This is a genomic window from Pseudomonas sp. PA-5-4B, from assembly GCF_021606215.1.
Taxonomy (GTDB): domain Bacteria; phylum Pseudomonadota; class Gammaproteobacteria; order Pseudomonadales; family Pseudomonadaceae; genus Aquipseudomonas; species Aquipseudomonas edaphica.
Genome location: NZ_WKDB01000056.1, coordinates 15,943 through 39,769, shown reverse-complemented (window position 1 = coordinate 39,769; position 23,827 = coordinate 15,943). Strand labels below are relative to the sequence as shown.

The 23,827-nt window shown below is 59.3% G+C and carries 17 protein-coding genes; 10 read left to right on the top strand and 7 right to left on the bottom strand.

Annotated elements, in window-relative coordinates; translation table 11 throughout:
- Window positions 1-1,078 (bottom strand): MFS transporter (locus GIW28_RS23195; RefSeq protein WP_236490415.1); only part of this gene is annotated, 1,078 nt, incomplete at its 3' end.
- A gap of 230 nt (window positions 1,079-1,308) precedes the next feature.
- Between GIW28_RS23195 and GIW28_RS23190 the strand changes: the two genes are divergently transcribed.
- Window positions 1,309-2,334, top strand: a complete 1,026-nt coding sequence (locus GIW28_RS23190) for a hypothetical protein (RefSeq protein ID WP_236447514.1) — start codon at window positions 1,309-1,311, stop codon at window positions 2,332-2,334.
- A 127-nt stretch (window positions 2,335-2,461) separates the two neighbouring features.
- On the top strand, window positions 2,462-3,895 hold the full coding sequence (locus GIW28_RS23185; RefSeq protein WP_017139290.1) for an ArnT family glycosyltransferase: 1,434 nt from the start codon (window positions 2,462-2,464) through the stop codon (window positions 3,893-3,895).
- A 15-nt stretch (window positions 3,896-3,910) separates the two neighbouring features.
- On the opposite strand, the gene GIW28_RS23180 is transcribed toward GIW28_RS23185, so the two are convergent.
- A complete protein-coding gene (locus GIW28_RS23180; protein WP_017139291.1) occupies window positions 3,911-4,399 on the bottom strand; it encodes a TIGR00645 family protein in 489 nt (162 codons plus the stop codon).
- Window positions 4,400-4,561: 162 nt separating this feature from the next.
- On the opposite strand from GIW28_RS23180, the gene GIW28_RS23175 reads away from it, so the two are divergent.
- Entirely contained in the window at window positions 4,562-6,385 is a 1,824-nt protein-coding gene (locus GIW28_RS23175) for a hypothetical protein (RefSeq protein WP_017139292.1), read from the top strand.
- A gap of 358 nt (window positions 6,386-6,743) precedes the next feature.
- Here the strand turns inward: GIW28_RS23175 and GIW28_RS23170 are convergent, their stop codons facing one another.
- Both GIW28_RS23170 and GIW28_RS23165 read right to left on the bottom strand, forming a co-directional pair.
- Window positions 6,744-7,073, bottom strand: coding sequence for a PA4575 family protein (locus GIW28_RS23170; RefSeq protein WP_099547625.1), 330 nt, complete (start codon window positions 7,071-7,073; stop codon window positions 6,744-6,746).
- Window positions 7,074-7,375: 302 nt separating this feature from the next.
- A complete protein-coding gene (locus GIW28_RS23165; RefSeq protein ID WP_056858239.1) occupies window positions 7,376-9,814 on the bottom strand; it encodes a Lon protease family protein in 2,439 nt (812 codons plus the stop codon).
- Between the two features lie 280 nt (window positions 9,815-10,094).
- Here GIW28_RS23165 and GIW28_RS23160 point away from each other — a divergent pair, with 280 nt between their 5' ends.
- The 4 genes from GIW28_RS23160 (at window position 10,095) to GIW28_RS23145 (ending at window position 14,430) form a co-directional block, all read left to right on the top strand.
- Window positions 10,095-10,583 carry a DUF3015 domain-containing protein gene (locus tag GIW28_RS23160; protein WP_017139294.1) on the top strand — a complete coding sequence of 163 codons (489 nt, stop codon included), beginning with the start codon at window positions 10,095-10,097 and terminating at the stop codon, window positions 10,581-10,583.
- A 115-nt stretch (window positions 10,584-10,698) separates the two neighbouring features.
- Complete coding sequence (locus tag GIW28_RS23155; RefSeq protein ID WP_236447513.1) at window positions 10,699-12,552, top strand: Lnb N-terminal periplasmic domain-containing protein; 1,854 nt, start codon at window positions 10,699-10,701, stop codon at window positions 12,550-12,552.
- Between the two features lie 288 nt (window positions 12,553-12,840).
- Window positions 12,841-13,167 carry a chorismate mutase gene (locus tag GIW28_RS23150; protein ID WP_236447512.1) on the top strand — a complete coding sequence of 109 codons (327 nt, stop codon included), beginning with the start codon at window positions 12,841-12,843 and terminating at the stop codon, window positions 13,165-13,167.
- 177 nt (window positions 13,168-13,344) lie between these two features.
- Entirely contained in the window at window positions 13,345-14,430 is a 1,086-nt protein-coding gene (locus GIW28_RS23145; protein WP_056858236.1) for a type I restriction endonuclease, read from the top strand.
- Window positions 14,431-14,505: 75 nt separating this feature from the next.
- On the opposite strand, the gene GIW28_RS23140 is transcribed toward GIW28_RS23145, so the two are convergent.
- Window positions 14,506-14,796, bottom strand: coding sequence for a DUF3077 domain-containing protein (locus tag GIW28_RS23140; protein WP_069786482.1), 291 nt, complete (start codon window positions 14,794-14,796; stop codon window positions 14,506-14,508).
- A gap of 566 nt (window positions 14,797-15,362) precedes the next feature.
- Here GIW28_RS23140 and GIW28_RS23135 point away from each other — a divergent pair.
- Both GIW28_RS23135 and GIW28_RS23130 read left to right on the top strand, forming a co-directional pair.
- Window positions 15,363-15,719 (top strand): hypothetical protein, encoded by a 357-nt coding sequence (locus GIW28_RS23135; RefSeq protein ID WP_017139297.1) that lies wholly within the window; start codon window positions 15,363-15,365, stop codon window positions 15,717-15,719.
- 109 nt (window positions 15,720-15,828) lie between these two features.
- A complete protein-coding gene (locus tag GIW28_RS23130) occupies window positions 15,829-16,317 on the top strand; it encodes a GreA/GreB family elongation factor (protein ID WP_017139298.1) in 489 nt (162 codons plus the stop codon).
- Here GIW28_RS23130 and gdhA read toward each other — a convergent pair.
- Together gdhA and ettA are read right to left on the bottom strand one after the other, a co-directional pair.
- Window positions 16,314-17,651 carry an NADP-specific glutamate dehydrogenase gene (gdhA, locus tag GIW28_RS23125; protein WP_170038113.1) on the bottom strand — a complete coding sequence of 446 codons (1,338 nt, stop codon included), beginning with the start codon at window positions 17,649-17,651 and terminating at the stop codon, window positions 16,314-16,316. The two genes, GIW28_RS23130 and gdhA, sit on opposite strands and share 4 nt — an antisense overlap.
- A 348-nt stretch (window positions 17,652-17,999) precedes the next feature.
- Entirely contained in the window at window positions 18,000-19,664 is a 1,665-nt protein-coding gene (ettA, locus tag GIW28_RS23120; protein WP_056858231.1) for an energy-dependent translational throttle protein EttA, read from the bottom strand.
- Between the two features lie 284 nt (window positions 19,665-19,948).
- Here ettA and GIW28_RS23115 point away from each other — a divergent pair, with 284 nt between their 5' ends.
- A complete protein-coding gene (locus tag GIW28_RS23115) occupies window positions 19,949-23,800 on the top strand; it encodes a sensor domain-containing protein (RefSeq protein WP_017139301.1) in 3,852 nt (1,283 codons plus the stop codon).
- The last annotated feature ends 27 nt before the right edge of the window (window positions 23,801-23,827 follow it).

The window sequence follows — 23,827 nt, the reverse complement described above, 5'->3', positions numbered from 1 at the left end:
CATAAGAAACCATCGCCCCCGTAGCAATCGGCCCCAACACACTCCCCAACGTATAAAACATCGCAATCGCCGTCATCGCCGTAGACACCTGATGCTCCCCCACCCTATCTCCCGCTTCGATCACGGCCAGGGTGTTCATGCCGCCAATCGCGCCGCCCCAGAGGAATACGATGAGCGTCGCCAACCAGGGAAGCGGCTGGCTGAATGGGATGGCGAGGGTGCCTAGCAGCAGGATCAATCCGCAGACCAGTTGGCCGATTTTGTAGGAGCTGCGGTCGGCGATCCAGCCGATGGGCAGTTGCAGCAGGGTGCCGCCGATGCCGAAGACGGAGATCAGCAGGGTCGCGGCGGTGAGCAGGTAGCCGGCCGAGAGGCTGTAGCTGGCCAGGAATGATACGGATGAGGTTTCGGCGAAGCCGGCGATAAATGCGCCGCAGAGTGCGGTGGGGATGAGGCTGAATAATTTGCCGTGGCGTTTTTCTGCCGGGGTTTGTGGTTGGGTGTCGTAGGGTTTGAGGGTGAGTGCCAGTAGGCCGGAGAGCAGGACGATGACGGCGCAGGCGTAGTATGGCGCGGCGCTGCCGACGCCGAAGGCCACCAGTAGCAGCGGGCCGACGGCGATGCCCAGGCCCATGAGGGTTTCGTGTACGCCAATCGCGCGGCCGCGTTCGTCTTTGGAAGCGACGGCGACGATCCAGGTGTCGCAGGCGATCCAGCGCAGGATCAGGCCGATACCGAGGACAAAATTCAGCGCAAAAATCAGCACCAGGTGGTGAGTCAAGGTCATGCCGATCAATGCGCCAACGGTGAGCACCGCACTGAGGATGTTGGTCTTGACCAGCCCCAGGTGGGCGAGCAGGCGCGGCACCCATTTGTACAGCAGCAGAATCGCCAGCCACGAGGCGCTGACGATCACGCCGATCTTGGCCGGCTCCACGCCTTGCTGTTCCAGCGACAGCGAAAGCAGCGGCGTAACGGTGCCGATCTGCACGATCTGCGAGAGTGCCGAGAGGGTATTGATCTTGGTTAAGGCAAACCAGCGCTGTTTGTCGGTGTATTCGATGCTCGGACTTTCCATGGGTGACAGGCCTTGGTTAAGCAGCAGTAGAACGCCCGAACTGCCAAGGGGCAAAGTAGCGATTAGTACCCTGCCAACCTGCCAGGCACCAATATTCTTAATGACTAAGGATATAAAAACCGAGAGTTACCTTATCTAAAAAGAAGGTGTTTGAATCGCCCCAGGTTTCGTAGACACCTCATTCCCATTACCCTGACGACCTTTATCAGACAACCGGAAGTCAGATACCCGTGCTCAAGCCCCTCGCCGTCATCGCCCTCGCCTTCACGCCCTTCCTCGCCAACGCCGCCGACCTCGCGGGCGTGTGGCAGGGCACGCTGGGTAAATCCGCCATCACCGCCTGTTTCAACGGCGCCGACGGCGAACAGGGCAGTTACTACTACCAGCGCATTCTCACACCGATCCAACTGACCCAGGCCAGCGACAACGCACCGTGGGTGGAAGCCGGCAATACCGGGCTGTGGAAGCTGGACAAACCCCAGGGCGATGCGCTCGCGGGCGCCTGGAGCAAAACCAAGGACGCCAAATCGCTGCCACTGGCCTTGAAACGCATCAGCACCGACGGCTGCGGCAGCGACGCCTACAACGCGCCCATGGAAGCCGCGCCGCTGCCGGTGAAGACCGAGAAAAAAAGCTTCGAAAACCACGCTTATTTGCTCAAGGCCCAAGGCGCACAGGTCACGATCAAGCTCGAAGGCGACAGCCCGGCGATTCAGAAGATCAACCAGCAACTCGCCGCCCTGGCCGTCAGCGATGAGGCGCAGGCGGACTATTTCCAGGAGCGTCGTGAGTACCTCGGGCGAAACGGCTCGGGCTACACCAGCGAAATCGACGTCGAGCCTACGTATTGGTCATCGCAATTCATCACCGTAAAGTTCTATCGCTGGGCGGCGGGCACTGGCGCGCGGGGCATCAGTTGGGGGCTGCACTCCTGGAACCTGCAAACCGGCGAACGTGTTGACCCGTGGACCTGGCTCGGTGGCCAACAACAAGGGTATGACGTCTACTCCGGGCACGTGAAGTTGCCTGCCACCTTCAGCGCCTGGCTGGCCAAACAAACCACCACCGACGAGGGCTGCCCGGCAATCACCAGTTACGACAGCTTCGACCTGAGCTTCAACACCCAAGGCTTGCAACTCTCCACACGCGCCACGGGCGACGGCTGCGACAATGAGTTGAGCTTCACCTGGGCGCAATTGGAGCCGGTACTCACCGAGCCAGGCAAAGCGGCGCTGCCCAGCTTGAAACTGCCTTGAATACGGGGCTGGGCGAGCCTTACAAAAACCCCACACTCGTTCACGAAATGTTAAGAAACGGATACATATACTGACCGATTAACATGGCCGCTCCCCCGAGCGGTCCCCTGCTTCGGTAGCCAGAACCATGACGCGTCCCGTTCCTCTGCTGCTCCTTCTCGTTGCTGTGTTGTTCTTCTTCGCCCTTGGCAGCCATGAGCTGCAAGGCTCCACCGAAGCCCGCGTCGCCGGGATCGCCATGGCCATGCACCTGGACAATGACTGGGTGATCCCGCGCCTGTTCCGTGAACCCTTCCTGGAAAAACCACCCCTGAGCCTGTGGCTGGATGCTGGCGCCATTCGCCTGTTTGGCGGCACCAGTTGGGCGGTGCGCCTGGCGTCGGCGTTCGCCGGGTTGTTCAGTGTGATGCTGTTTTACGCGATGCTGCGCAAGTTCGGGCGGCCGCAAACCCTGGCGTTCTGCGCCGCGCTGATCCTGGCGACCATGGCCAGTTACTGGGGCAATGTGCGCGGCGTGGGTGAGGACTCATTGCTCAGCCTCGGCGTGACCACAGCGCTGCTGGGGTTCTACCAGGCCGTGCGGACTGATCGCGAAGGCTCAAGTGGTTGGGCCTGGGCGATGTTTACCGTCGGCATGGTCATCGCCACGTTGAGCAAAGGCGTGCTGGGCCTGGCGATGCCGGGCATTGTGATTTTTGTGTATTTGCTCAGCACCAGCCTGATGGATAAACGCCTGCGCATCGGCGACTGGCTCAAGCCGGCGTTGTTCACGCTGCTGGCGCTGGTGCCGCTGTTGATCTGGCTGGGCTTCCTGTTCCAGCGCGGCGGTATGCAGGCGGTGGCTGAAGTGCTGTGGACCAACAGCGTAGGACGCTTCAGCGGCTCCTTCGTCGAGGCCGGGCATTACGAACCGATCTACTACTACATCGCCAAGCTGCCCGAAGCCTTTTTGCCGTGGAATATCCTGGTGTACCTGGGCCTGTGGCACTTTCGCAAAAGCCTGGTGCGCAACCGCTACCGCCTGTTTTTCAGCGTGTGGCTGGTGGCGCAGTTCACCCTGCTGACCCTGGCGTCGAGTAAACGCACGGTTTATTTGATGGCCCTCACGCCAGCCGCCGCCGTGCTGGCCGCGGAATATGCCGGGGTGTTGCTGGAATGGCTTAAAGCCCACAAACCGGCGATTTACCGCTACCACCGGCGCGTGATCGTCGGTGCTTTTACCCTGGCCATCCTCAGCTATATGAGCGCCGCGTTCTGGTTCGCGCCAAAGGCCGACAAACGCGAGTCGTTCGTGCCGGTGATCAGCCAGGCCAAAGCCTTTCAAACCGAAGGCAAGGACGTGGTGCTGTTCCAGCCTAACGAGCGTATCGCCGGGGCCAGCGTGTTCTATCTGCAGGCGTACTTGCCGATCCTGCAGACCGAAGCCGAGTTGCGCAGCTTCCTCACCGCCAAGCCCGGCAACATTGCGTTGCTGGACCGCACCGAACAGTTGAGCGAGAAGGTCAACGTGATCAAGGAAATGAAGATCGGCCGCCAGCCTTACTACTTTGTGACGCAGTAAGGCTAACGCGGGGCATCAGTGCTTGGTGAGCTTGTCCAGGTAACCCATGGCAAACGCCGAGACCACGAAGGTCATGTGGATGATCACGTACCACATCAAATGCTGCGGATCGACGTTCTTGGCGTCCATGAAGATGCGCAGCAGGTGGATGGACGAAATCGCCACGATGGAAGCCGCCACTTTCATCTTCAGCGACGAAGAGTCCATGGTGCCCAGCCAGTTGAGCTTCTCTTTGTTCTCATCGATATCCAGCTGCGAGACGAAGTTCTCGTAGCCGGAAATCATCACCATCACCAGCAAACCGCCGACCAGCGCCATGTCGATCAACGACAGCAGCAACAGGATCACTTCCGATTCCAACATGGTGAAGATGTTGGGCAGGACGTGGATGATTTCCTGGAAAAACTTCAGCGCCAGGATCAGCAGACCCAACGAAAGCCCCAGGTAAATCGGCGCCAACAGCCAGCGCGAGGCGTACATCGTATTTTCGATAAAGCGTTCCATCAGATCTCACACAGCCAGGCTAAAAATGGCCGCGAGTATACCAGCCGCCTCCAAACAGCTGGAACCACGAGAAAACTGATCTGTACGGCATCTGTAAGAGAATTTTTCTGCTAGTGTCGAGTCCTCTCACTCGGCTCGATGATGTCGGACAGGAAGATTCAGATGACGGATGTGCGATCCCCTTTGGCCACCCTTGGCCTGTGTGCGGTGTTGCTGATGGCTGGTGGCTGCTCCCCGAAAGAAGAGCAGAAGCAGGCCACTCTCGAAGAGAAAACCGCAAAGTTCGAACAATCGCTGGACAGCATTCAAGACCCCAAACTCAGAGATGCCATCGCCGACCTCGGCGGCTCCCTGCTGTTGCTGGAACGGGCGCGCGTCAAGCTCGCCAACAAGCCCATCGAAGCCGAATACGGTGAAGATACCCTGGCCCTGCTCACGCACTACCCCACGCCCCAAGCCTTGGTCGACACCTACATCAACGGCCTGTTCGTGCTGCGCAAAGCCTCGCACTCCGACTACCTGACCGATTTGCAGCCGGTATTCCCGTTCAGCTTCAACAGCCCCGACCAGTTCCCCTTCCCCCACGGCCTGGAATGGCAGTCGGTGACCTTGAGCAACAATAAAGTCATCCCCTTCCAGCCGGAATGGTCGGAAACCGACCCGGGTATCCAGTTGAGCCCCAGCAGCTCCAACCTGACCAACCCCGATGACTTGACCGTGACCTACCCGTTTATCGAAGGCGTCGAGACCGACAACAAGAGCCAGCCGCAGCCCGTCAGCCTCAAAGGCTCGGTTGAAGTGGTCGCGCCGGGCAAGGTGCTGACCTTCGACCTGTCGAAAAAAGACGTAGGCCACAAGCGCACCGAAGGCAATATCACCCTCAACCTGCTGTTGCTTGAAAAAAACTACGCCGAGATTGAACTGACCAACAGCGAACCGCTGGCGCCGGAAGTCGGCGATGAATCGCCCAACCCATTGCTGGTGCAGGCCCGCGACAGCACCGGGCAGTACCTGACCCGCTCGGGTTCAATCAACGAAAATGCCGCGCAAGTGGCGTTCTACGAGAAACAACTGGCCGAGATGCAAAAGCAGAAGGCCTGGTCGGATGCCTTTGAAAAACAACTCACCGACGAACAAAAAGCCTTCGAGCACAAACAGAGCAGCCACTACGCCAAGGTGTATTTCAATGGCCTGATCGACACCCTGCAGGTCGATGTACTGGACTTCTCCAAAGCCACCCTCACCCGCAAAGACCTGGACCTGCCGGTGCAGCGCTTCGACAAGAACAGCCTGCAAAGCAGCGTGCAAGCGCTGCCGATGCCGGTCACCGTGTACGACGACAGCGCCGCCAGTTGGCTTAAAGACGCCGCCATGACCGAGGACCAGCTGAAAAAAAGCGTGACCATCACCCAGTCGACCGAAGACGCCAGCGCGGCAAAGATCGTGTTTGACCACCCGTTCACGTTCAATGACGACCTGGTCGGTGCTGATCGCAACAACAGCGACGCGCCCATCACCTTCTTCACGGCGGACGACAAAGGCGAGCGCGGCGAGCCGATTGAACTGCCCACCGAGGCCTTCGAGCTGAACGCCGGCAGCGGCACACTCACCTATGACCTCAACCTGTTCCCGGAAAACCCGGCCTTTGTGGTGGGCTCGGTGCCGCTGTTTTTGGCCACCATCGAAAAAAACACGATAGACGTGGCCAAGCTGCCTAAAGGCCTGTCGCTCAAGGACAACGCGCTGATCGTCGACCAAAAGGAATTCCCCGCCGACAGCTGGCGCTTCTACGCCAAGGACGCCACGGGCAAGTACCTCAAGGAAATCCTCGGCGTGAGCCACCGCGCCGAGGAATACGGCACGGCGCTGTTTGATGTGCATTACTTCTACGGCCAGCCCACCAGCCTGGAAAGCTACCAGCGCACCGAACTGAACACCGTGCAATACGGTTTTGAGGTCAAGCTGGATAAGCCCGAGAGCAAGTAACCCCGCCGATCGTCCCCACGCTCCGCGTGGGAATGCATCCTGTGACGCTCCTCGTCACCTGCCCACGGCTTGAACCTGCGCTGGCTGCGGGACGCGGAGCGTCCGGGGCGGCATTCCCACGCGGAGCGTGGGAACGATCATCACAGCGCCAATCGCCCTCGCCCGCCGTTGAGTTGTCGCAGATCTGCAGGTCATCAGCAGCGCATAGCCATGCAACGTCAGGCTATCGATCGTTCCCACGCTCCGCGTGGGAATGCATCCCGTGACGCTCCGCGTCACCTGCCCACGGCTTGAACCTGCGCTGGCTGCGGGACGCGGAGCGTCCGGGGCGGCATTCCCACGCGGAGCGTGGGAACGATCAGTGGTGGGTATCGCTGACCGGGTGCGAGCGCCCGCCGTTAAGTTGTCGCAGATGGGCCTGCAGGTGCAGGCACCAGATCTGCGGGTCATCGGCCAGCGCATAGCCGTGCAAGGTCAGGCTTTGCACAATCGACTCCAGAATGGTTTCCGCCACGAATGGCCCATGGAACGGGCCTTGGGACTTGATGGTGGACGGCTGCTCGCCGGTCATGCCGGCAGCAAACAATAAGGTCCACATGCCGTTATCCCCCGCGAGCGGGCGAATGGAGCATTCGATACGGGTGACCAGGCCCAGGCATTGGCGGGTAAGGCAAAGGTTGCGCGACATGGCGGCGACCCTCGGTAGATCGGTGTTCAGCCTCAATCACGCGGGGAGGCTGTCTCTGTCCTGCGACTCCTGTGGATATCCCTAAAAGTCAGAATAGAAGAAAACCAGTACAAACCAAGGTTGTAGGGACCAACGGGCGTTGGTCCCTGAAATGGGAGTCAATTTTGTGACGAAACACCACCGATCCAATGTGGGAGCTGGCTTGCCTGCGATGACTGACTCATAGCCGACACTTCTGCTGGCTAACCCACCGCTATCGCAGGCAAGCCAGCTCCCACATTTACCGCGTTCCGAACTGCAGATCAGGTTGGCTGGGTTTGCGCCAACGCCTGCTGCGCCAGCTCCTTCTCCGCCTCCTTCAAATCATCCTCACTGATCATCTCGGCGATCGCACGCAACCGCTCAACCACGCGCGCATTCACTGTGCCTTCGGGGAATTGCCCTTCTTCGTCCGGCTCACCGGCAGGCTCGCCCACCAACAGGCTCAGCGCCTCGTCGGCCTGACGCACGGCATAGATATGGAACTGCCCGTCGCGCACGGCTTGCAGCACCTTCTCGTCGAGCATCAGCGTGGCCACGTTGGCCTGCGGGATGATTGCGCCCTGCTCGCCGGTCAAGCCGCGTGCTTCACAGAGGCGGAAGAAGCCTTCGATCTTCTCGTTGACCCCACCCACCGCCTGCACTTCACCGAACTGGTTGATTGAGCCGGTGATGGCAAAACACTGCTTGAGCGGCGTTTTCGACAAGGCCGAAATCAAGGTACACGCCTCGCCCAACGACGCACTGTCACCGTCCACGTAACCGTAGGACTGCTCCAACGCGATACTGGCCGAAATCGCCAGCGGGAATTCCTGGGCATAACGACTGCCCAGGTAACCGGTGAGGATCATCACGCCCTTGGAGTGGATCGGCTGGCCGAGGTTAACTTCGCGCTCGATGTCGACAATGCCGCTGCCGCCCGGGTACACCGTGGCGGAAATCCGCGCCGGCACGCCGAACGCCGAATCACCGACTTCCAGCACGGTCAGCCCGTTGCACTTGCCGACCGCCGCACCGGCGGTGTCAATCAGGATGACCCCGGCGAGCATGTCGTCGAGAATCCGCGCCGATACACGCCCGGTGCGCGTGGCCTTGGCCTTGAGCGCCCGTTCGATATGGCCGGCATCAGTCATCTCGTCGCCCGCCAGGTGGCGGATAAAGTCCGCCTCGCTGACCAGTTGGAACAAGTCGCCAATGCGCGCCGACAGACGCCCTTGGTGTTCCGCCAACCGTGCGCTGTAAGTGGCCAACCGCGCCACCGCGTCCGAGGTCAACGGCGCCATGCCTTCTTCCGAGGTGCGGGTTTTGAGCAACTGGGCGAACTGTTCCAGGCTTTCGTCGACCATCGGGATGTCTTCGTCGAAGTCCACCAGCACGCGGAACATCTCCTGGAAGTCCGGGTCGGCGTCCTGCAACGCGTAGTACAGCTGGCGCGAGCCGATGATGATGACCTTGACCTGCAACGGGATCATCTGCGGGTTGAGGGTCACGGTGGCCAAGCGGCCCAGCTCGCCCAGCGGCGACTCCATCTTCAGCTTGCGCGACTGCAAGGAGCGCTTGAGCGCGTCCCACACAAACGGCTCGCTGAGCATTTTCTCGGCTTCCAGGATCAGGAAACCGCCATTGGCACGGTGCAACGCGCCCGGACGCAACTGGCGATAGGTGGTGTAGAGCGCGCCTTGGTCGGTGCTGTATTCGATACGGCCGAACAGGTTGTCGTAGGTCGGGTGCGGCTCAAACACCACCGGCGCGCCGCCATTGACCGAATGGCCCACCACCAGGCTTGGGCAATATTGCTCTTCGAGCAGCTTGCGCGCCTGGGCGTCGGTCTTGGCGTCGTCGACCAATTGCTCAACCACGGTTTTCAGCAGGTAGACCTGCATGGCTTGCAGGTAACCGCAAACGCCTGCGTTTTCCGCGTATTTTTCCGACAGAGGCGCCAGCAAAGGTTGCAGGGCCAGGGTGATGGTTTCTTCGTTGAATTGGCGCAGTTGGTTGTTGGACTCACGCTTCCACTGCGGCAGGCTGGCCAGTTCTTCGTTAAGGCGCTCTTCCAGCTCGGAAATATCCGTGTGGAAGCGCTCGCGATCGACTTCCGGCAGTTGCGAGAACTCGGCTTCGTCCAGCGCCTTGCCGTCGAGCATCGGCGTGAAGGCGATGTTGGAGCTGTCGCGGTACAGCGCCACGTCTTTTTCCAGCGCCAGGCGCTCGATCACGTCCAACGCCTTGTCGTAACGCTGGTTGAAGGCGCGGTCGATGGCGCTTTTGCGCTGTTGATAGGTCGGGTGTTCGAACACGGCCGGGAACGTGGCGACAAGGTTGTCGACCAAGCCGTTGATATCGGCGATGAACGCCGCCGCAGCGCCGCCCGGCAATTCCAGGGCACGCGGTTCGCGCGGCTCGTCAAAATTGTTGACGTAGACCCAGTCCGCCGGGGTCTGCAGGCGTTTGCCTTCGGCTTTCAGGTAGCGTTTGACGAACGAAAAGCGGCCTGTACCGGGCTCGCCCATGACAAACACGTTGTAACCGGGGCGTGGCATCGCCACACCGAACTGCAACGCTTCTACTGCGCGTTCCTGGCCAAGCACACCGCGAAAGGGCTCCAAATCATTGGTGGTCGAGAAGCTGAACTGTTCAGCGGAGAAAGGGCGAGTCAGCGCTTCGGGCGCTAGACGCAAGCTGGCAGCAACAGGATCAGGCATCGGGCTTCCTTACATCAGGCGGGGCAGATGACGGCATTCTGGCTCTCGCTGACGCGCTCTGGCAAGGCGAGCCTGTGGGAAAGCATAGACAGGGGATGCGTCTTACAAAAAAATCGCTGCCACGCTCGACAACCACACGGATTGTTTTATAAAAAATAACGGAACCCTAGGAACGTGCCTAAACTCCAAACTGCGCGGGTTGGACTAATAACTGGCCCCTAGGGCGCTGCGACGCGCCTGAACCCTTGTCCATTGGTTTGCACACAAAGAGAACAAAGCTATGAAACGGATCCTTCTTGGTACTCTCTTCACCGTTGTCTCCCTCAATGCAATGGCTGAATCGCCAGGTGGCCCGAACTGCGGTTGGGGCAACATGCTGTTCGAAGGCCAGCGCGGTACTCCCGCTCACTTCCTTGCTTCCACCACCAACGGCACCTCGGGTAACGCCACCTTCGGCATGACCTCGGGCACCAACGGTTGCAGCACCAACAGCGCCCTGACCTACGGCGGCAAGTCCTGGATTGCCATGAATGGCATGATGAACGAGCTGTCCGAAGACATGGCCAAAGGCAACGGCGAAGCGCTGACCACCTACGCGGTGGTACTGGGCGTTGCACCGGAAGATCGCGAGCACTTCGCGGCCGTGACCCACGAGCACTTCCAGCAGATCTTCAGCAAAGCTGACGTGACCGCCGACGACGTGCACAACAACACCCTGGCTGTACTGAAAAGCGATACCCGCCTGGCCAAATACGCCACCCAGGCTTAAGCTCGACTGGCCCGCGCCTTTCGAGGCGCGGGTTTTATTTCTGGTTTTATTTTTGGTTCTATTTTTGGGCCCGCCTCCCCTTTGGGTCTCACTACTTCCGACTTAAGTTGCCCTTATGCTCAAACGCTTTGCCTGGCTGGCACTCTTCGCCTGCGCCCCGCTGTACGCGGCGCCGCATATTGATGATCAACGTTTGCAGCAACTGGCCAACGATCCGTTCTGGCTGTCTTTGGGCCATTACGAAGCCGGCAAGCTCAAGGGCTGGCGCAGCTATGTCAGCGACAAAAAGTTCTTCCTCGCCCCCGATGGCGCCCACCACCCGGACCAGGAACTGCAGGCCACCGTGGAGGCGCTGTACGCCCCGGCCAGCCTCGGCGAAAAGCACGCCCAATGCGTTTACCCCGCACGTACCCGCTGGCTCAAGAGTCAGTTGAACCTCACCGACTTGCCCGCGCTGGAGTGCAAAGAATTCACCCAATGGTTCAAAGACGTCGCGCCCCATAGCGCGGTGATGATCTTCCCGGCGGCCTACCTCAACAGCCCGTCGTCGATGTTCGGTCACACCCTGCTGCGTATCGACCAGGCTGACGTGCAGAGCAACAACACCGCGCTGCTGAGCTACGCGATCAACTTCGGCGCCTATATCGAAGGCTCCGACAACAGCATCCTCTACGCCTGGAAAGGCCTGATGGGCGGCTACCCCGGCCTGTTCGCGCTGGTGCCGTACCAGGAAAAGCTCTCGGAGTACCGCAGCCTCGAAAACCGCGACCTGTGGGAATACCGCCTGAACCTCACCGAAGTCGAGACCAAGCGCATGGTCGAGCACGTGTGGGAGCTCAAGCAGATCCAGTTCGACTACTTCTTCTTTGATGAAAACTGCTCCTATCGCCTGCTGGAGCTGCTGCAAGTGGCGCGCCCGAGCCTGCGCCTGACCGAGCAATTCCCGCTCACGGCGATCCCCACCGACACCGTCAAGGCCGTCAAAGAAGCGGGTCTGGTGGAGAAGATCGACTACCGTCCGTCCCGTGAACGCGAGTTGCTGGAACGCGCCAAGCCACTGGATAGCGACGAGCAGCAATGGGTGCTGAAAATCAGCGACGACCAGAAGCAGTTGCAGGAACCGGCCTTCAAGGCCCTGCCCCGCGAGCGTCAGGCACTGATTATCGACGCCGCCTATCGCCTCGGCCGCTACCGCGCCAATGGCCTGGAGCGCGACACCGAACGCTCGCAACGCAGCTTCGAACTGCTGCGCGCGATCAACCAGAACCCGGCGCCCGACCTTAAAATCGAACGCCCCGGCCTGCCCGAAGACGGCCACGAGTCGCGCACCTGGCAAGCCGGCATCGGCACCCGCGGCAGCAAAACCTTCGGCGAATACGGCCTGCGCATGGCCTACCACGACCTCAACGACAACGCCGAAGGCTTCCCGCTGGGCGCGCAGATTGAAATTTTGCAGATGAAACTGCGCCAATACGAAGGCAACCACTGGCAACTGCAACAGCTGGACCTGGCCACCATCCGCTCCCTGACCCCGCGTAATGCGCTGTTGCAGCCGTGGTCATGGCAAGTGACCGGCGGCCTGGAGCGCGTGCCAGGCAAGCACGACGACGAAACCCTCGTCGCCCACGTCAACGGCGGCGCCGGCGGTACCTGGCAACTCACCGACGACATGCTGGGTTTTGCCCTCGGCACCGTGCGTGTGGAACATAACAACGACTTCAGCGAAGCCATCTCACCGGCTGCCGGGTTCAACACCGGCGTGCTGTGGAAAAACCCGCTGGGGAATCTGAGCCTTGAGGCCAAGGGTGATTTCTTCACCAATGGCGAAGTGCGGCGCAGTATCAGCCTTAACCAGCAGTGGGAATTGTCGCGCAACCTGGGCCTGCGGTTGAGTGCCCAGCGTGAGTACAGCCATTTGTCGACGCCAGTGAATGAAGTGATGCTTGAAGTGAAGTGGTATCACTACTAACCACCCCGGATCGCTCCCACGCAGAGCGCGGGAGCGATCAATGGCGGAGTGTCAGTTATTGATTTTTAGCTGACATACCGCTATCGCAGGCAAGCCAGCTCCCACACTTTTTTGCGCCTGACTTGAGCTCTGCGCCGTTCACAGTTCAAAGGTGGGAGCCGGGCTTGCCCGCGATGGCGGTCGTCCAGGTAATGATGCATTGACTGACTCACTGCTTTCGCGAGCACGCCCGCTCCCACATTTGGTCCGTGCATATCCCGACACATCGCAATCAGGAGTTCCATCAACATGGCTGTTAACTGCACCTCCCTTGAACAAGTCCGCGAAAACATCGATCGCCTCGACCAACAAATCGTCACCCTGCTGGCCGAGCGCGGCCACTACGTTTCCCAGGCTGCGCGCTTTAAGAAAGACGCCGATGGCGTCAAGGCGCCGCAACGGGTTGAACAGGTGATCGCCAAAGTGCGGGGTTTATCCGAGGCGGTGGGCGCCAACCCTGAGGTCACTGAGCAGGTGTATCGCGCAATGATTGCGGCGTTTATTCAGCAAGAGCTGGCTGAACATGCCGTTCTAACTAGCCCAGGAAAACCATCATCAACACACACAAACTCGTAGTCTGCTTCTAACCTATTGATAAATAGACAGGAAATTTCAGACAGTTTTTTAGCTTTTTTCAGTCGAGCAAAACTAGCTCTTACTTCATTCTCTTTGTGGGGTTTTGTGACTAGTATCGGATGGCAATCAAATTGCCATCCCATCTATACACGGATCTGAATAGGTAAGAGGCTCATCATGGATTTCTTTGAAAAGCTCACCAGTCTGGCAGCAAAAGTTCGATTACAAGGCCCTGCCATTCAAACAGAAGAAGCGACAAAAAATGCTTTCGTAATGCCTTTCATCAACACTGTATTGGGCTACGACGTATTTGATCCACAGGAAGTGACGCCAGAATTTGTCTGTGATGTAGGGACGAAGAAAGGTGAAAAAATCGATTACGCAATCATGAAAGAAGGTGAAGTCCAAATACTCATCGAATGCAAAAAAATCGGTGAGTCATTGAGCATCAACCATGCCTCACAGCTTTTTCGGTATTTTCACGTTACGAGCGCAAGAATTTCAATTCTCACCAACGGCCAGGTCTACAGGTTTTTTACTGACTTGGACGCCCCTAATAAAATGGACGAAAAGCCATTTCTAGAGCTCGACCTACTGGACATTGATGAGTACGCCGTACCTGAGTTGATCAAGCTCACCAAGTCGGCTTTCGATGTTGACTCGATCATCAATGCAGCCGGGGAGTTGAAATACGTCAGCCAACTCAAAAAACTCATCGGAGCTCAAGTTAGCAAGCCAGAAGATGATTTCGTGAAATTCTTCGCATCCCGTGTCTACGAAGGTGTAATCACACAGAAAGTGCGCGAACAATTTTTCGAACTGACACGAAAAGCGTTAGCCCAATTTTTGAACGATCAGATCAACGATCGGCTGAAGTCTGCAATGAGTGGCGCGATCCAACCGACAATGGCATCACTCCCCGCCGCAAACAGCGCGAATGCAGATACGCAGGATAGGGACGAGTCAGAAGACAAGATTCTGACAACGCTTGAAGAGCTGGAGGGCTATCACATCGTTCGCGCTCTGGTCCGATCCGTAGTCGATGCAAAGCGCATTGTTCAACGAGACACCCAAAGCTATTTTGGGATACTGCTGGACGACAACAATCGCAAACCTATTTGCCGCCTTCACTTTAATCGCAGCCAGAAGTACATCGGGATATTTGACGAAGATAAAAATGAGACCCGACACGCGATTTCGTCAATAGATGAGATTTACGAGTACGCAGATCAACTGAAAAAAACAGTGGGCTATTACGATTGAAGGCCGCACAGCTTTAACTGAAACCATCGACAACCCTGTGGCGAGCAGGCTCAGCAGATGAAGCGGTGTCAGCCGCTAAGTGGTAGGGGTCATCGCTTGTGTCAGGTCGTCGACGACGGCTTTGCCCATTTCACACAGGTAATGCGCGGCCCAGGCGTATTGCTCGCCGCGTACGTCCATGGCAGCTTCCATGGCGAGCTTTTTGGAGTAAAACAGCAGGGTGGAGGCGTGTTCCAGCGCTTCGTCGATCGGCATGCCGGCATTGATGCGGAACAGCGGCTTTTGGTTTTCGCCGTAGTCGCCAAAGGTGACGACGCCGAGGGTGGTGATTGAGGACAGGGGTGGATCTGGGACGACTTTAGACATGGTGTACCTGCTAAGTGAGATAAAGGACCACCAGAGCACGTCGCTAAACATGAAAGGGTGGCAGCTGTACGCAGGTTAGCGAACCGGTCACCTAGACACCCGGCAGATCCGAAGATCTCCCGCGCACAGCCGCCATAACACGATATCGACAGGTATAAAAACCGCCTGCCAAGTGTGTAGAGAGGATGAGTCTCGATGGTTCGGGTCGCTAAACCCGGCCGCTGTTTTCACAGCGGAGCCAGGAGACTAGTGCCCCAAACCCTAAGGCACAATAGGCCAGCGATTCTCTAGGAAACGTCCTGCAAGTTAAAGGGAATCGTCGTTAATGGCCCTTTAATAGATCGTTCCCACGCTCCGCGTGGGCATGCATCCTGTGACGCTCCGCGTCACGATTTCAAAGCGGACGCAGAGCGTCCTGGGCTGCATTCCCACGCAGAGCGTGGGAACGAGCGCTCGTCGTTGATGGCCCTTTAACTCAACACTTTTCTCACCGCCCTTTCACGCCTCCCCGACAAATCCCTGACTAGACTTCCCCTATCAGCCGTAAAGCGGCCAGGGAGTACGCCATGTGGCGGTCTGCGGTAATGCTGTGTGCGCTAGTGTGGTTGTCGGGTTGCCAGTCCACCCATCAGGATTTGATCGCCAAGGGTTATCCTCCGGCCTTTGCCGATGGCTTTGACGACGGTTGCAGCAGTGGTCGCCAGGCCGCTGGGGTCATCAGTGGGGAGTTTCGCAAGAATGTGCCGCGCTATCTCAAAGACCGTGAATACGCCGAAGGCTGGGAAGATGGCTTTCGCCAGTGCAAGGCCATGCGCGAGAACGAGGAGTTGCGCGACTACAAGGACAACCACTGGGATGACCGTGAACGCGCCTGGCAACAGGAGAAGGATCGCGACGCTGCCCGCGCCTATCGCACGCAATAGGTCGCTTTTCTGAAAAGCGGACGCAGAGCGTCCAGGGTTGCATGCCCACGCAGAGCGTGGGAACGATCACGCGGCGATCATGGCCCAGACTCCATAGAGGGAGAACTCCATGAGCCGAGCTTTTGTAAATGAAGACAACGCCGCCGCCCAGGCCGACCAGCCTGTGGAGCGCCTGGTGAGTGAGCAGCCCAATCGTCTCACCGCGCAAGGGTTAGCGCAGTTGCAGGCCAAGGTTGCGCAGTTGCAGCAGGAATACAGCCTCGAATCCGCCCGGGACAATAAGCAGCGGCTGGCGGACCTTGAGCGCGATTTGCGCTACTTCAACCAGCGTGTGCAAAGCGCCCAGGTGATGCCACCAGCGACGTCTACCGACAAGGTGCAAATCGGCAGCTGGGTCACCTTTGCCAACGAGCAGGACGAGCAGCAGCGCATTCAACTGGTCGGCGAAGACCAGGCCGACGCCCACGCCCATCTGATCAACTGGGGCTCACCGCTGGGCCGCGCATTGCTGGGCGCCCAGGTCGGCGACGAAGTACTGTGGAAGCGCCCCGTCGGCGATCAGTTGATCGAAGTGCTGCGGGTCGAACCCGAGGCCTAGACGATGCCTTGGGCCAGCATCGCATCAGCGACTTTCACAAAGCCCGCGATGTTCGCGCCCTTCACGTAGTTGACCCGGCCGTTTTCTTCGCCGTAATGCACGCAGGCATGGTGGATCGACTGCATGATGTTGTGCAATTTGCTGTCGACTTCGCCCGCGGTCCACAACAGGCGCATGGCGTTCTGCGACATTTCCAGGCCACTCACGGCCACGCCACCAGCGTTGGAGGCTTTGCCCGGTGCGAACAGAATGCCCGCCTCGATAAAGATATCCACAGCCTCAAGCGTGGTTGGCATATTGGCGCCTTCGGCCACGCAGATACAGCCATTGCGCAGCAGCGTGCGGGCGGCGTCGGCGTCGAGTTCGTTCTGGGTGGCGCAGGGCAGCGCGATATCGCAGGCCAACTCCCAAGGCGTTTTGCCTTTGCGGAACTCCAGGCCAAAGCGCTCGGCCAGTTCGCTGATGCGGCCACGTTGCACGTTTTTCAGCTCTAGCAGCGCCGACCATTGCTCCTCGGTCAAACCGCTTTCGGCATACAAGGTGCCTTCGGAGTCGGAGAGGGAAACCACCTTGCCGCCCAGGTCCATGACTTTGCGCGCTGCGTATTGCGCGACGTTGCCGGAACCGGAGACGGCCACGCGCTTGCCTTCCACCCGCTGGCCGTTGCGCTTGAGCATTTCTTCAGCGAAGTACACGCAACCAAAGCCGGTGGCTTCAGGGCGGATCAGGCTGCCACCGTAGGCCATGCCTTTGCCGGTCAGCACTGAGGTGAACTGGTTGCTCAGGCGTTTGTACTGGCCAAACAGGAAGCCGATTTCACGCGCACCCACGCCGATATCGCCAGCCGGCACATCCACATCTGCGCCGATGTGGCGGTACAGCTCGCTCATGAACGCCTGGCAGAAGCGCATCACTTCGGCGTCGCTCTTGCCCTTGGGGTCGAAGTCCGAGCCGCCTTTGCCGCCGCCCATGGGCAGCGAGGTCAGGGAGTTTTTGAAGGTCTGTTCGAAGGCGAGGAATTTCAGCACGCCCAGGTTCACCGACGGGTGAAAGCGCAGGCCGCCTTTGTAGGGGCCGATGGCGCTGTTCATCTGGATGCGAAACCCGCGATTGACCTGCACCTTGCCGTGATCATCCACCCACGATACCCGGAAGGTAATCGCGCGTTCCGGCTCGCAGATGCGCTCCAGAATGCCCGACGTCAGGTAGTGGGGGTTGGCTTCAAGAAACGGCCACAGGCTGCGCAGGACTTCCTCTACGGCCTGGTGAAATTCCGGCTGGTCGGGGTCGCGTTTCTTGAGGCGCGAAAGGAAGGATTCGACAGATTCGATCATGGAGAAGTCTCGGCAAATTGATTGTTTTTAAATGAGATTGAGCCGGACCTTAGCAATTCATGTTGCACCTGAAAAGCGCAAAATGTCGCCTTTGTGAATTTAAATGGTGCTTTATATATAAATTACTATGATTTTTTGCACCATTAAGGGGATTTCAAATCAGTAAATGCACCAACCGTGAAACCGCTATCGCAGGCAAGCCAGCTCCCACATTTGATCGGGTTGCCAATGTGAAATGCGGTCGAAGGTGGGAGCTGGCTTGCCTGCGATAAATCCACCTCGGTCCTCCTGAAACACACGCAAAAAAAAGCGGAGCCCGAAGGCTCCGCTTTTTCAAACCAACCCAACTCAGGCCAGTTTTTTGTGCCGTACACGGTGCGGCTGGGCAGCAGCATCACCCAAACGCTTCTTACGGTCCGCTTCGTACTCGGTGTAGTTACCTTCGAAGAACACCGCTTGGGAGTCATCTTCGTACGCCAGGATGTGTGTCGCGACGCGGTCAAGGAACCACCGATCGTGAGAGATCACAATGGCGGCGCCCGGGAAGTCCAGCAGGGCTTCTTCCAGGGAACGCAGGGTTTCAACGTCGAGGTCGTTGGACGGTTCGTCGAGCAGCAACACGTTGCCGCCTTCTTTCAGGGTCAGTGCCAGGTGCAAGCGACCGCGCTCACCACCGGACAGGTCCTTGACGAACTTCTGTTGATCGCCGCCCTTGAAGTTGAAACGGCCGACGTAAGTGCGCGACGGAATCTCATAGTTGCCGATGCGGATCTGGTCGGACCCCTCGGAGACTTGCTGGAATACCGTTTTGCTGCCGTCCAGGTCTTCGCGGCTTTGATCCACGCAGGCCAGTTGCACGGTTTCACCGATTTCGATGCTGCCCGAATCCGGGGTTTCCTTGCCCATCAGCATGCGGAACAGTGTGGATTTACCCGCACCGTTACCACCGATAACGCCGACGATCGCGCCTTTTGGCATGGAGAACGACAGGTTGTCGATCAACACGCGGTCGCCATAGCCTTTGCAGACGTTCTTGAATTCGATGACCTTGTCACCCAGGCGCGGGCCGGCCGGGATGTAGATCTCGTTGGTTTCGCTGCGCTTCTGGAATTCCTGCGACTGCATTTCTTCAAAGCGTTGCAGACGTGCCTTGGATTTGGACTGGCGGGCCTTGGCGCCTTTGCGCACCCACTCCAGTTCTTCCTTCATGGCTTTTTCGTGGGCCGATTGCTGCTTGGATTCGGCGGCCAGACGGTCGGACTTGGCTTCCAGCCAACCGGAGTAGTTGCCCTCGTAAGGGATACCGGCGCCACGGTCGAGCTCGAGGATCCAGCCGGCGACGTTGTCCAGGAAGTAGCGGTCGTGCGTGATCGCTACCACGGTGCCCGGGAAATCGTGCAGGAAGTGCTCCAGCCAGGCGACGGAATCGGCGTCCAAGTGGTTGGTCGGTTCGTCGAGCAGCAGCATGTCGGGAGCCGACAGCAGCAGGCGGCACAGGGCCACACGGCGTTTTTCACCGCCGGAGAGGAATTCGACCTTGGCATCCCACGCTGGCAAACGCAGCGCGTCGGCGGCGACTTCCAGCTGGCGCTCCAGGTTGTGGCCGTCGCCAGCCTGCAGGATGGCTTCGAGCTTGGCCTGTTCAGCGGCCAGCTTGTCGAAGTCGGCATCTTCTTCGGCGTAGGCGGCGTAGACCTCGTCCAGGCGGGCCTGGGCGTTCTTGATCACGGCCACCGCTTCTTCGACCACTTCACGCACGGTCTTGGTCGGGTCCAGGATCGGCTCTTGCGGCAGGTAGCCGATGTTCAGTTCGGGCATCGGGCGCGCTTCGCCTTCGAACTCGGTGTCGACGCCGGCCATGATTTTCAGCAGCGTGGACTTACCCGAACCGTTGAGGCCGAGCACGCCGATCTTGGCGCCGGGGAAGAAGGACAGCGAAATATTTTTCAGGATTTCCCGCTTCGGCGGAACAACTTTTCCCAGCCGATGCATGGTGAAGACGTATTGAGCCATGGTGAACCTAGCGTCAGTGACTGATGAATTAAGCGGGCGAAGCCCGTGCAGGCCATGCGCCGCGCGGGCCGTTGACTATCATCAATGCCTGCGAGCGGAAAAAGCCTGAATGTCTGGGGCTGGAACGCCCCCGCGTAACCGGCAAAGCTACCTGAATGCGCTTGGGCAGTCCAGCCAAGCGGGGCTGGCACTTTGCCACAAGGCAAGGCATGCTAGCCGCCCTCCGGGCGTCCGGCTTATAGTGCACGTCGCGCGCCAGTCCAGCCAAACCGCAGGATCACAGCTTGTCCAAAGTCACGCCGCCCACGCCCTTGCGCGCCGCTCATATAGCGCCGGGCGCGCCCCTGCACGGCACTTTAAAAGGCGCACTGGCGATGCTGGTGCTGGTGCTGCTGGCGTTATTGTTCTGGCAGCTGTTGGACCAACTGCAGCAAAACCAGAAAAACCAACAGCAATACACCATCGATTACAGCGCCGACCTGGCTGAACAGATCAGCCTGAACATGGCCCTGAGCGCGAAAATCGCCTTGAACCTGCTGCCGATGGTCGAGCCGCCGCGCAACGACGAGCAACAACAGGCGCTGATGCGCACCTTGCAACGCTCGTTGCCGGAGCTGCGCAGTTTCGCCCTGCTCGCCCCCAGCGGCGCGCTGATCAGCGACAGCGCCAAAGGCAGCCAGGACCGCGCCTGGCTTGAAGAGCTGGTGCAGCGCAGCCACTCGCAACCTTATTACTTGAGCAACAGCCCCGACGGCACCCTGATCTATCTGTTGCTTCAGCAGCCCAGCGGCGGCTCGAAAATGTACTGGGCCTTGCGCCTGGCGCCCAGCTACCTGAGCAACCTCACCCGCCAGGACGGCCAGGGCCAGCGCCCGATGTGGGCCATCGAGAACCGCCTGAACCACCGCGTGGTCAGCCGCGACAGTGGCATGCCTGCGCAATGGGCCGCGGCGCTGACGCCGGATGAATTGAACAAAAGCGTGCTGGTTACGCCCCTGAGTAAAAGCGATTGGCAATTGCGCGGCCTGTTTGACCGCAGCGCGGTGCTGGAGCAACTGCTGCCGGCGTTTATCGGCAAATGCCTGCTGGGCCTGGCGTTCTCGCTGATCCCGCTGATCGTGCTGCTGAACATGCGCCGCCGCCAGCGCCAGGTGCATGAAGGCCGCCGGCGTTATCAGGATATTTTCGAAGGCACCGGCGTGGCCCTGTGCGTGTTGGATCTGTCGGGGCTCAAGGCGTTTTTTGACAAGACCCACGTGCAGACCCGTGAGCAATTGCAGGTCTGGTTGCTCAACAACACCGCCGGGCGCCAGCAACTGCTCAAGGAACTGCGCATTACCGAGGTCAACCAGGTGGCCGTGCGCCTGCTGAATGTCGGCTCATGCGAGCAAGCCTGGGAACGCCTGATCGATGATTGCCCAAGCAATGCCACCGCCATCGGCTATCAAGTGCTCGAAGCCGTTCTGACCCAGCAAAAACAGCTGGAGCTGGAAATCCAGCTCAATGACGTGGCCGGCAATGACCAATATCTGTGGCTGGTGATGCGCCTGCCGGAGCAGCAGGACGACTTCAAGGCCGTGATTCTCAGCATCAGCGATATCACCAGCCGCAAGCTGATCGAACTGTCGCTGGTGGAGCGTGAGAGTTTCTGGTCGGACGTGGTGCGCACCGTGCCTGATCACCTGTATGTGCAGGACGTGATCAGCCAGCGCATGATTTTCAGCAACCACCATTTGGGCCATACCCTCGGCTACAACAAGGCCGAACTGCAGCAAATGGGCGAGTACTTCTGGGAAATCCTGCTGCACCCCGAGGATGCCGAGTATTACCACGACTTGCGCCTGCAACAGCGCGAGGTCGGCTACACCACCCAACTGCAATGCCAGCTGCGCTTTCGCCATCGCAATAACCAGTGGCGGCGCTTTGATATCCGTGAGCAAGCGCTGGCGCGGGATAAAACCGCTGTGGTCACGCGGATCATCGGCGTGGCCAAGGACATCACCGACCAGATCGAAGCCAGTGAATCCCTGCGTGACAGCGAGCAGCGCTACCGCATGCTGGCCGAAAGCATCAGCGACGTGATCTGCTCCACCGACAGCCAGCTTGCGCTCAATTACATCAGCCCATCAGTCAACGCCGTGCTGGGTTATGACGTGGACTGGGTGTTCAAGAACGGCTGGCAGTCGATCATCGCCAACCCGCAGCAACTGACCGGTATCTACAGTTTGGTGGAACAGGTCAGCCGTGCGCTCGGCGACCCCGAGGCGCTGAACAGACTGCGTGATGATATCCACACCCAACTGTTCCTGTTCGACTGCCTGCGCGCCGACGGCCGCAAGGTGCCGATCGAGTTGCGCCTGGTGCTGGTTTGGGACGAACACGGCGCGTTTGAAGGCATCCTGGGTGTGGGCCGCGATATCAGCCAGCAACGCCGCGCCGAAAAAGACCTGCGCATGGCGGCCACGGTATTCGAGCACTCAACCTCGGCGATCCTGATCACCGACCCGGCCGGTTATATCGTGCAGGCCAACGAGGCGTTCAGCCGGGTCAGCGGCTATGCAGTGGCAGACGTGCTGGATCAATTGCCGAACATGCTCACGGTGGATGAACAGCAGGAGGCGCACCTGCGTTACGTGCTCAAGCAGTTGCATCAGCACAGCACCTGGGAAGGTGAAGTGTGGCTCAAGCGTCGCAATGGCGAGCATTACCCGGCCTGGGTCGGCATTACCGCCGTATTCGACGATGAAGGCGACCTGGCCAGCTACGTGTGTTTCTTCAGTGATATCAGCGAGCGCAAGGCCAGCGAGCAGCGCATCCACCGCCTGGCGTATTACGACGCCCTGACCCACCTGCCCAACCGCACACTGTTCCAGGACCGCCTGCACACCGCGCTGCAGTCGGCCGAACGGCAAAAGTCGTGGGTGGTACTGATGTTCCTCGACCTCGACCGTTTCAAACCGATCAACGACTCCCTGGGCCACGCCGCCGGCGACCGCATGCTCAAGGAAATGGCCACCCGCCTGCTGGGCTGCGTGGCCGAAGACGACACCGTGGCACGTATGGGCGGCGACGAGTTCACCTTGCTGCTGCAACCGCGGGTCAGCCGCGAGATGGCGCTGAACCGTGCAATTACCGTGGCCGAGCAGATCCTGGCAAGCCTGGTGAAGCCATTTGTGCTGGAGGGCCGCGAGTTCTTTGTGACCGCCAGTATCGGCATCGCCTTAAGCCCGCAGGACGGCAACGAACTGAGCCAACTGATGAAAAACGCCGACACGGCGATGTACCACGCCAAAGAGCGCGGCAAGAACAACTTCCAGTTCTACCAGGCGGACATGAATGCCAGCGCCCTGGAGCGCCTGGAGCTGGAGAGCGACCTGCGCCACGCCTTGGACCAGAACGAATTCGTGCTGTATTACCAACCGCAGTTCAGCGGCGACGGCAAGCGCCTGACCGGCGCCGAAGCCCTGCTGCGCTGGCGTCACCCACGCCGAGGGCTGGTGCCGCCGGGGGATTTCATCCCGGTACTGGAGGAATTGGGGCTGGTGGTAGACGTGGGCGACTGGGTGATCGCGGAAGCCTGCCGCCAGCTCAAGACCTGGCACCAGAACAAGGTGCGCGTGCCGAAAGTCTCGGTGAACATCTCGGCGCGTCAATTCTCCGATGGGCAGTTGGGCGAACGCATCGCCACTATTCTCAAGGACACCGGCCTGCCGCCGGCGTGCCTGGAGCTGGAGCTGACCGAAAGTATCCTGATGCGCGAAGTCAACGAGGCCATGCAGATCCTCGCCAGCCTGAAAAACCTGGGCCTGAGCATTGCGGTGGACGACTTCGGCACCGGTTATTCGTCGCTCAACTACCTCAAGCAATTCCCCATCGATGTGTTGAAGATCGACCGAACTTTCGTCGACGGCCTGCCGTCCGGCGAGCAGGACGCGCAAATTGCCCGCGCGATTATCGCCATGGCCCACAGCCTCAACCTGGCGGTGATCGCCGAGGGCGTGGAAACCCATGAGCAGCTGGATTTCCTGCGTGAACATGGCTGTGATGAGGTGCAGGGTTATCTGTTTGGGCGGCCAATGCCGGCAAATCGGTTTGAAGCGCAGTTCAGCAATGATGCGCTGTTCATGTTCGACTGAAGCCTTGTGGTGGGGCTGATGGCCCTA

Bases quoted from the DNA above. Each gene is read 5' to 3' on its own strand.
- GIW28_RS23155 (WP_236447513.1), top strand. From the start codon at position 10,699: ATGCTCAAACGCTTTGCCTGGCTGGCACTCTTCGCCTGCGCCCCGCTG.
- GIW28_RS23135 (WP_017139297.1), top strand. From the start codon at position 15,363: ATGTGGCGGTCTGCGGTAATGCTGTGTGCGCTAGTGTGGTTGTCGGGT.
- GIW28_RS23140 (WP_069786482.1), bottom strand. From the start codon at position 14,796: ATGTCTAAAGTCGTCCCAGATCCACCCCTGTCCTCAATCACCACCCTC.
- GIW28_RS23165 (WP_056858239.1), bottom strand. From the start codon at position 9,814: ATGCCTGATCCTGTTGCTGCCAGCTTGCGTCTAGCGCCCGAAGCGCTG.
- GIW28_RS23185 (WP_017139290.1), top strand. From the start codon at position 2,462: ATGACGCGTCCCGTTCCTCTGCTGCTCCTTCTCGTTGCTGTGTTGTTC.
- gdhA (WP_170038113.1), bottom strand. From the start codon at position 17,651: ATGATCGAATCTGTCGAATCCTTCCTTTCGCGCCTCAAGAAACGCGAC.
- GIW28_RS23160 (WP_017139294.1), top strand. From the start codon at position 10,095: ATGAAACGGATCCTTCTTGGTACTCTCTTCACCGTTGTCTCCCTCAAT.
- GIW28_RS23170 (WP_099547625.1), bottom strand. From the start codon at position 7,073: ATGTCGCGCAACCTTTGCCTTACCCGCCAATGCCTGGGCCTGGTCACC.
- GIW28_RS23150 (WP_236447512.1), top strand. From the start codon at position 12,841: ATGGCTGTTAACTGCACCTCCCTTGAACAAGTCCGCGAAAACATCGAT.
- GIW28_RS23180 (WP_017139291.1), bottom strand. From the start codon at position 4,399: ATGGAACGCTTTATCGAAAATACGATGTACGCCTCGCGCTGGCTGTTG.
- GIW28_RS23145 (WP_056858236.1), top strand. From the start codon at position 13,345: ATGGATTTCTTTGAAAAGCTCACCAGTCTGGCAGCAAAAGTTCGATTA.
- GIW28_RS23175 (WP_017139292.1), top strand. From the start codon at position 4,562: ATGACGGATGTGCGATCCCCTTTGGCCACCCTTGGCCTGTGTGCGGTG.
- GIW28_RS23130 (WP_017139298.1), top strand. From the start codon at position 15,829: ATGAGCCGAGCTTTTGTAAATGAAGACAACGCCGCCGCCCAGGCCGAC.
- ettA (WP_056858231.1), bottom strand. From the start codon at position 19,664: ATGGCTCAATACGTCTTCACCATGCATCGGCTGGGAAAAGTTGTTCCG.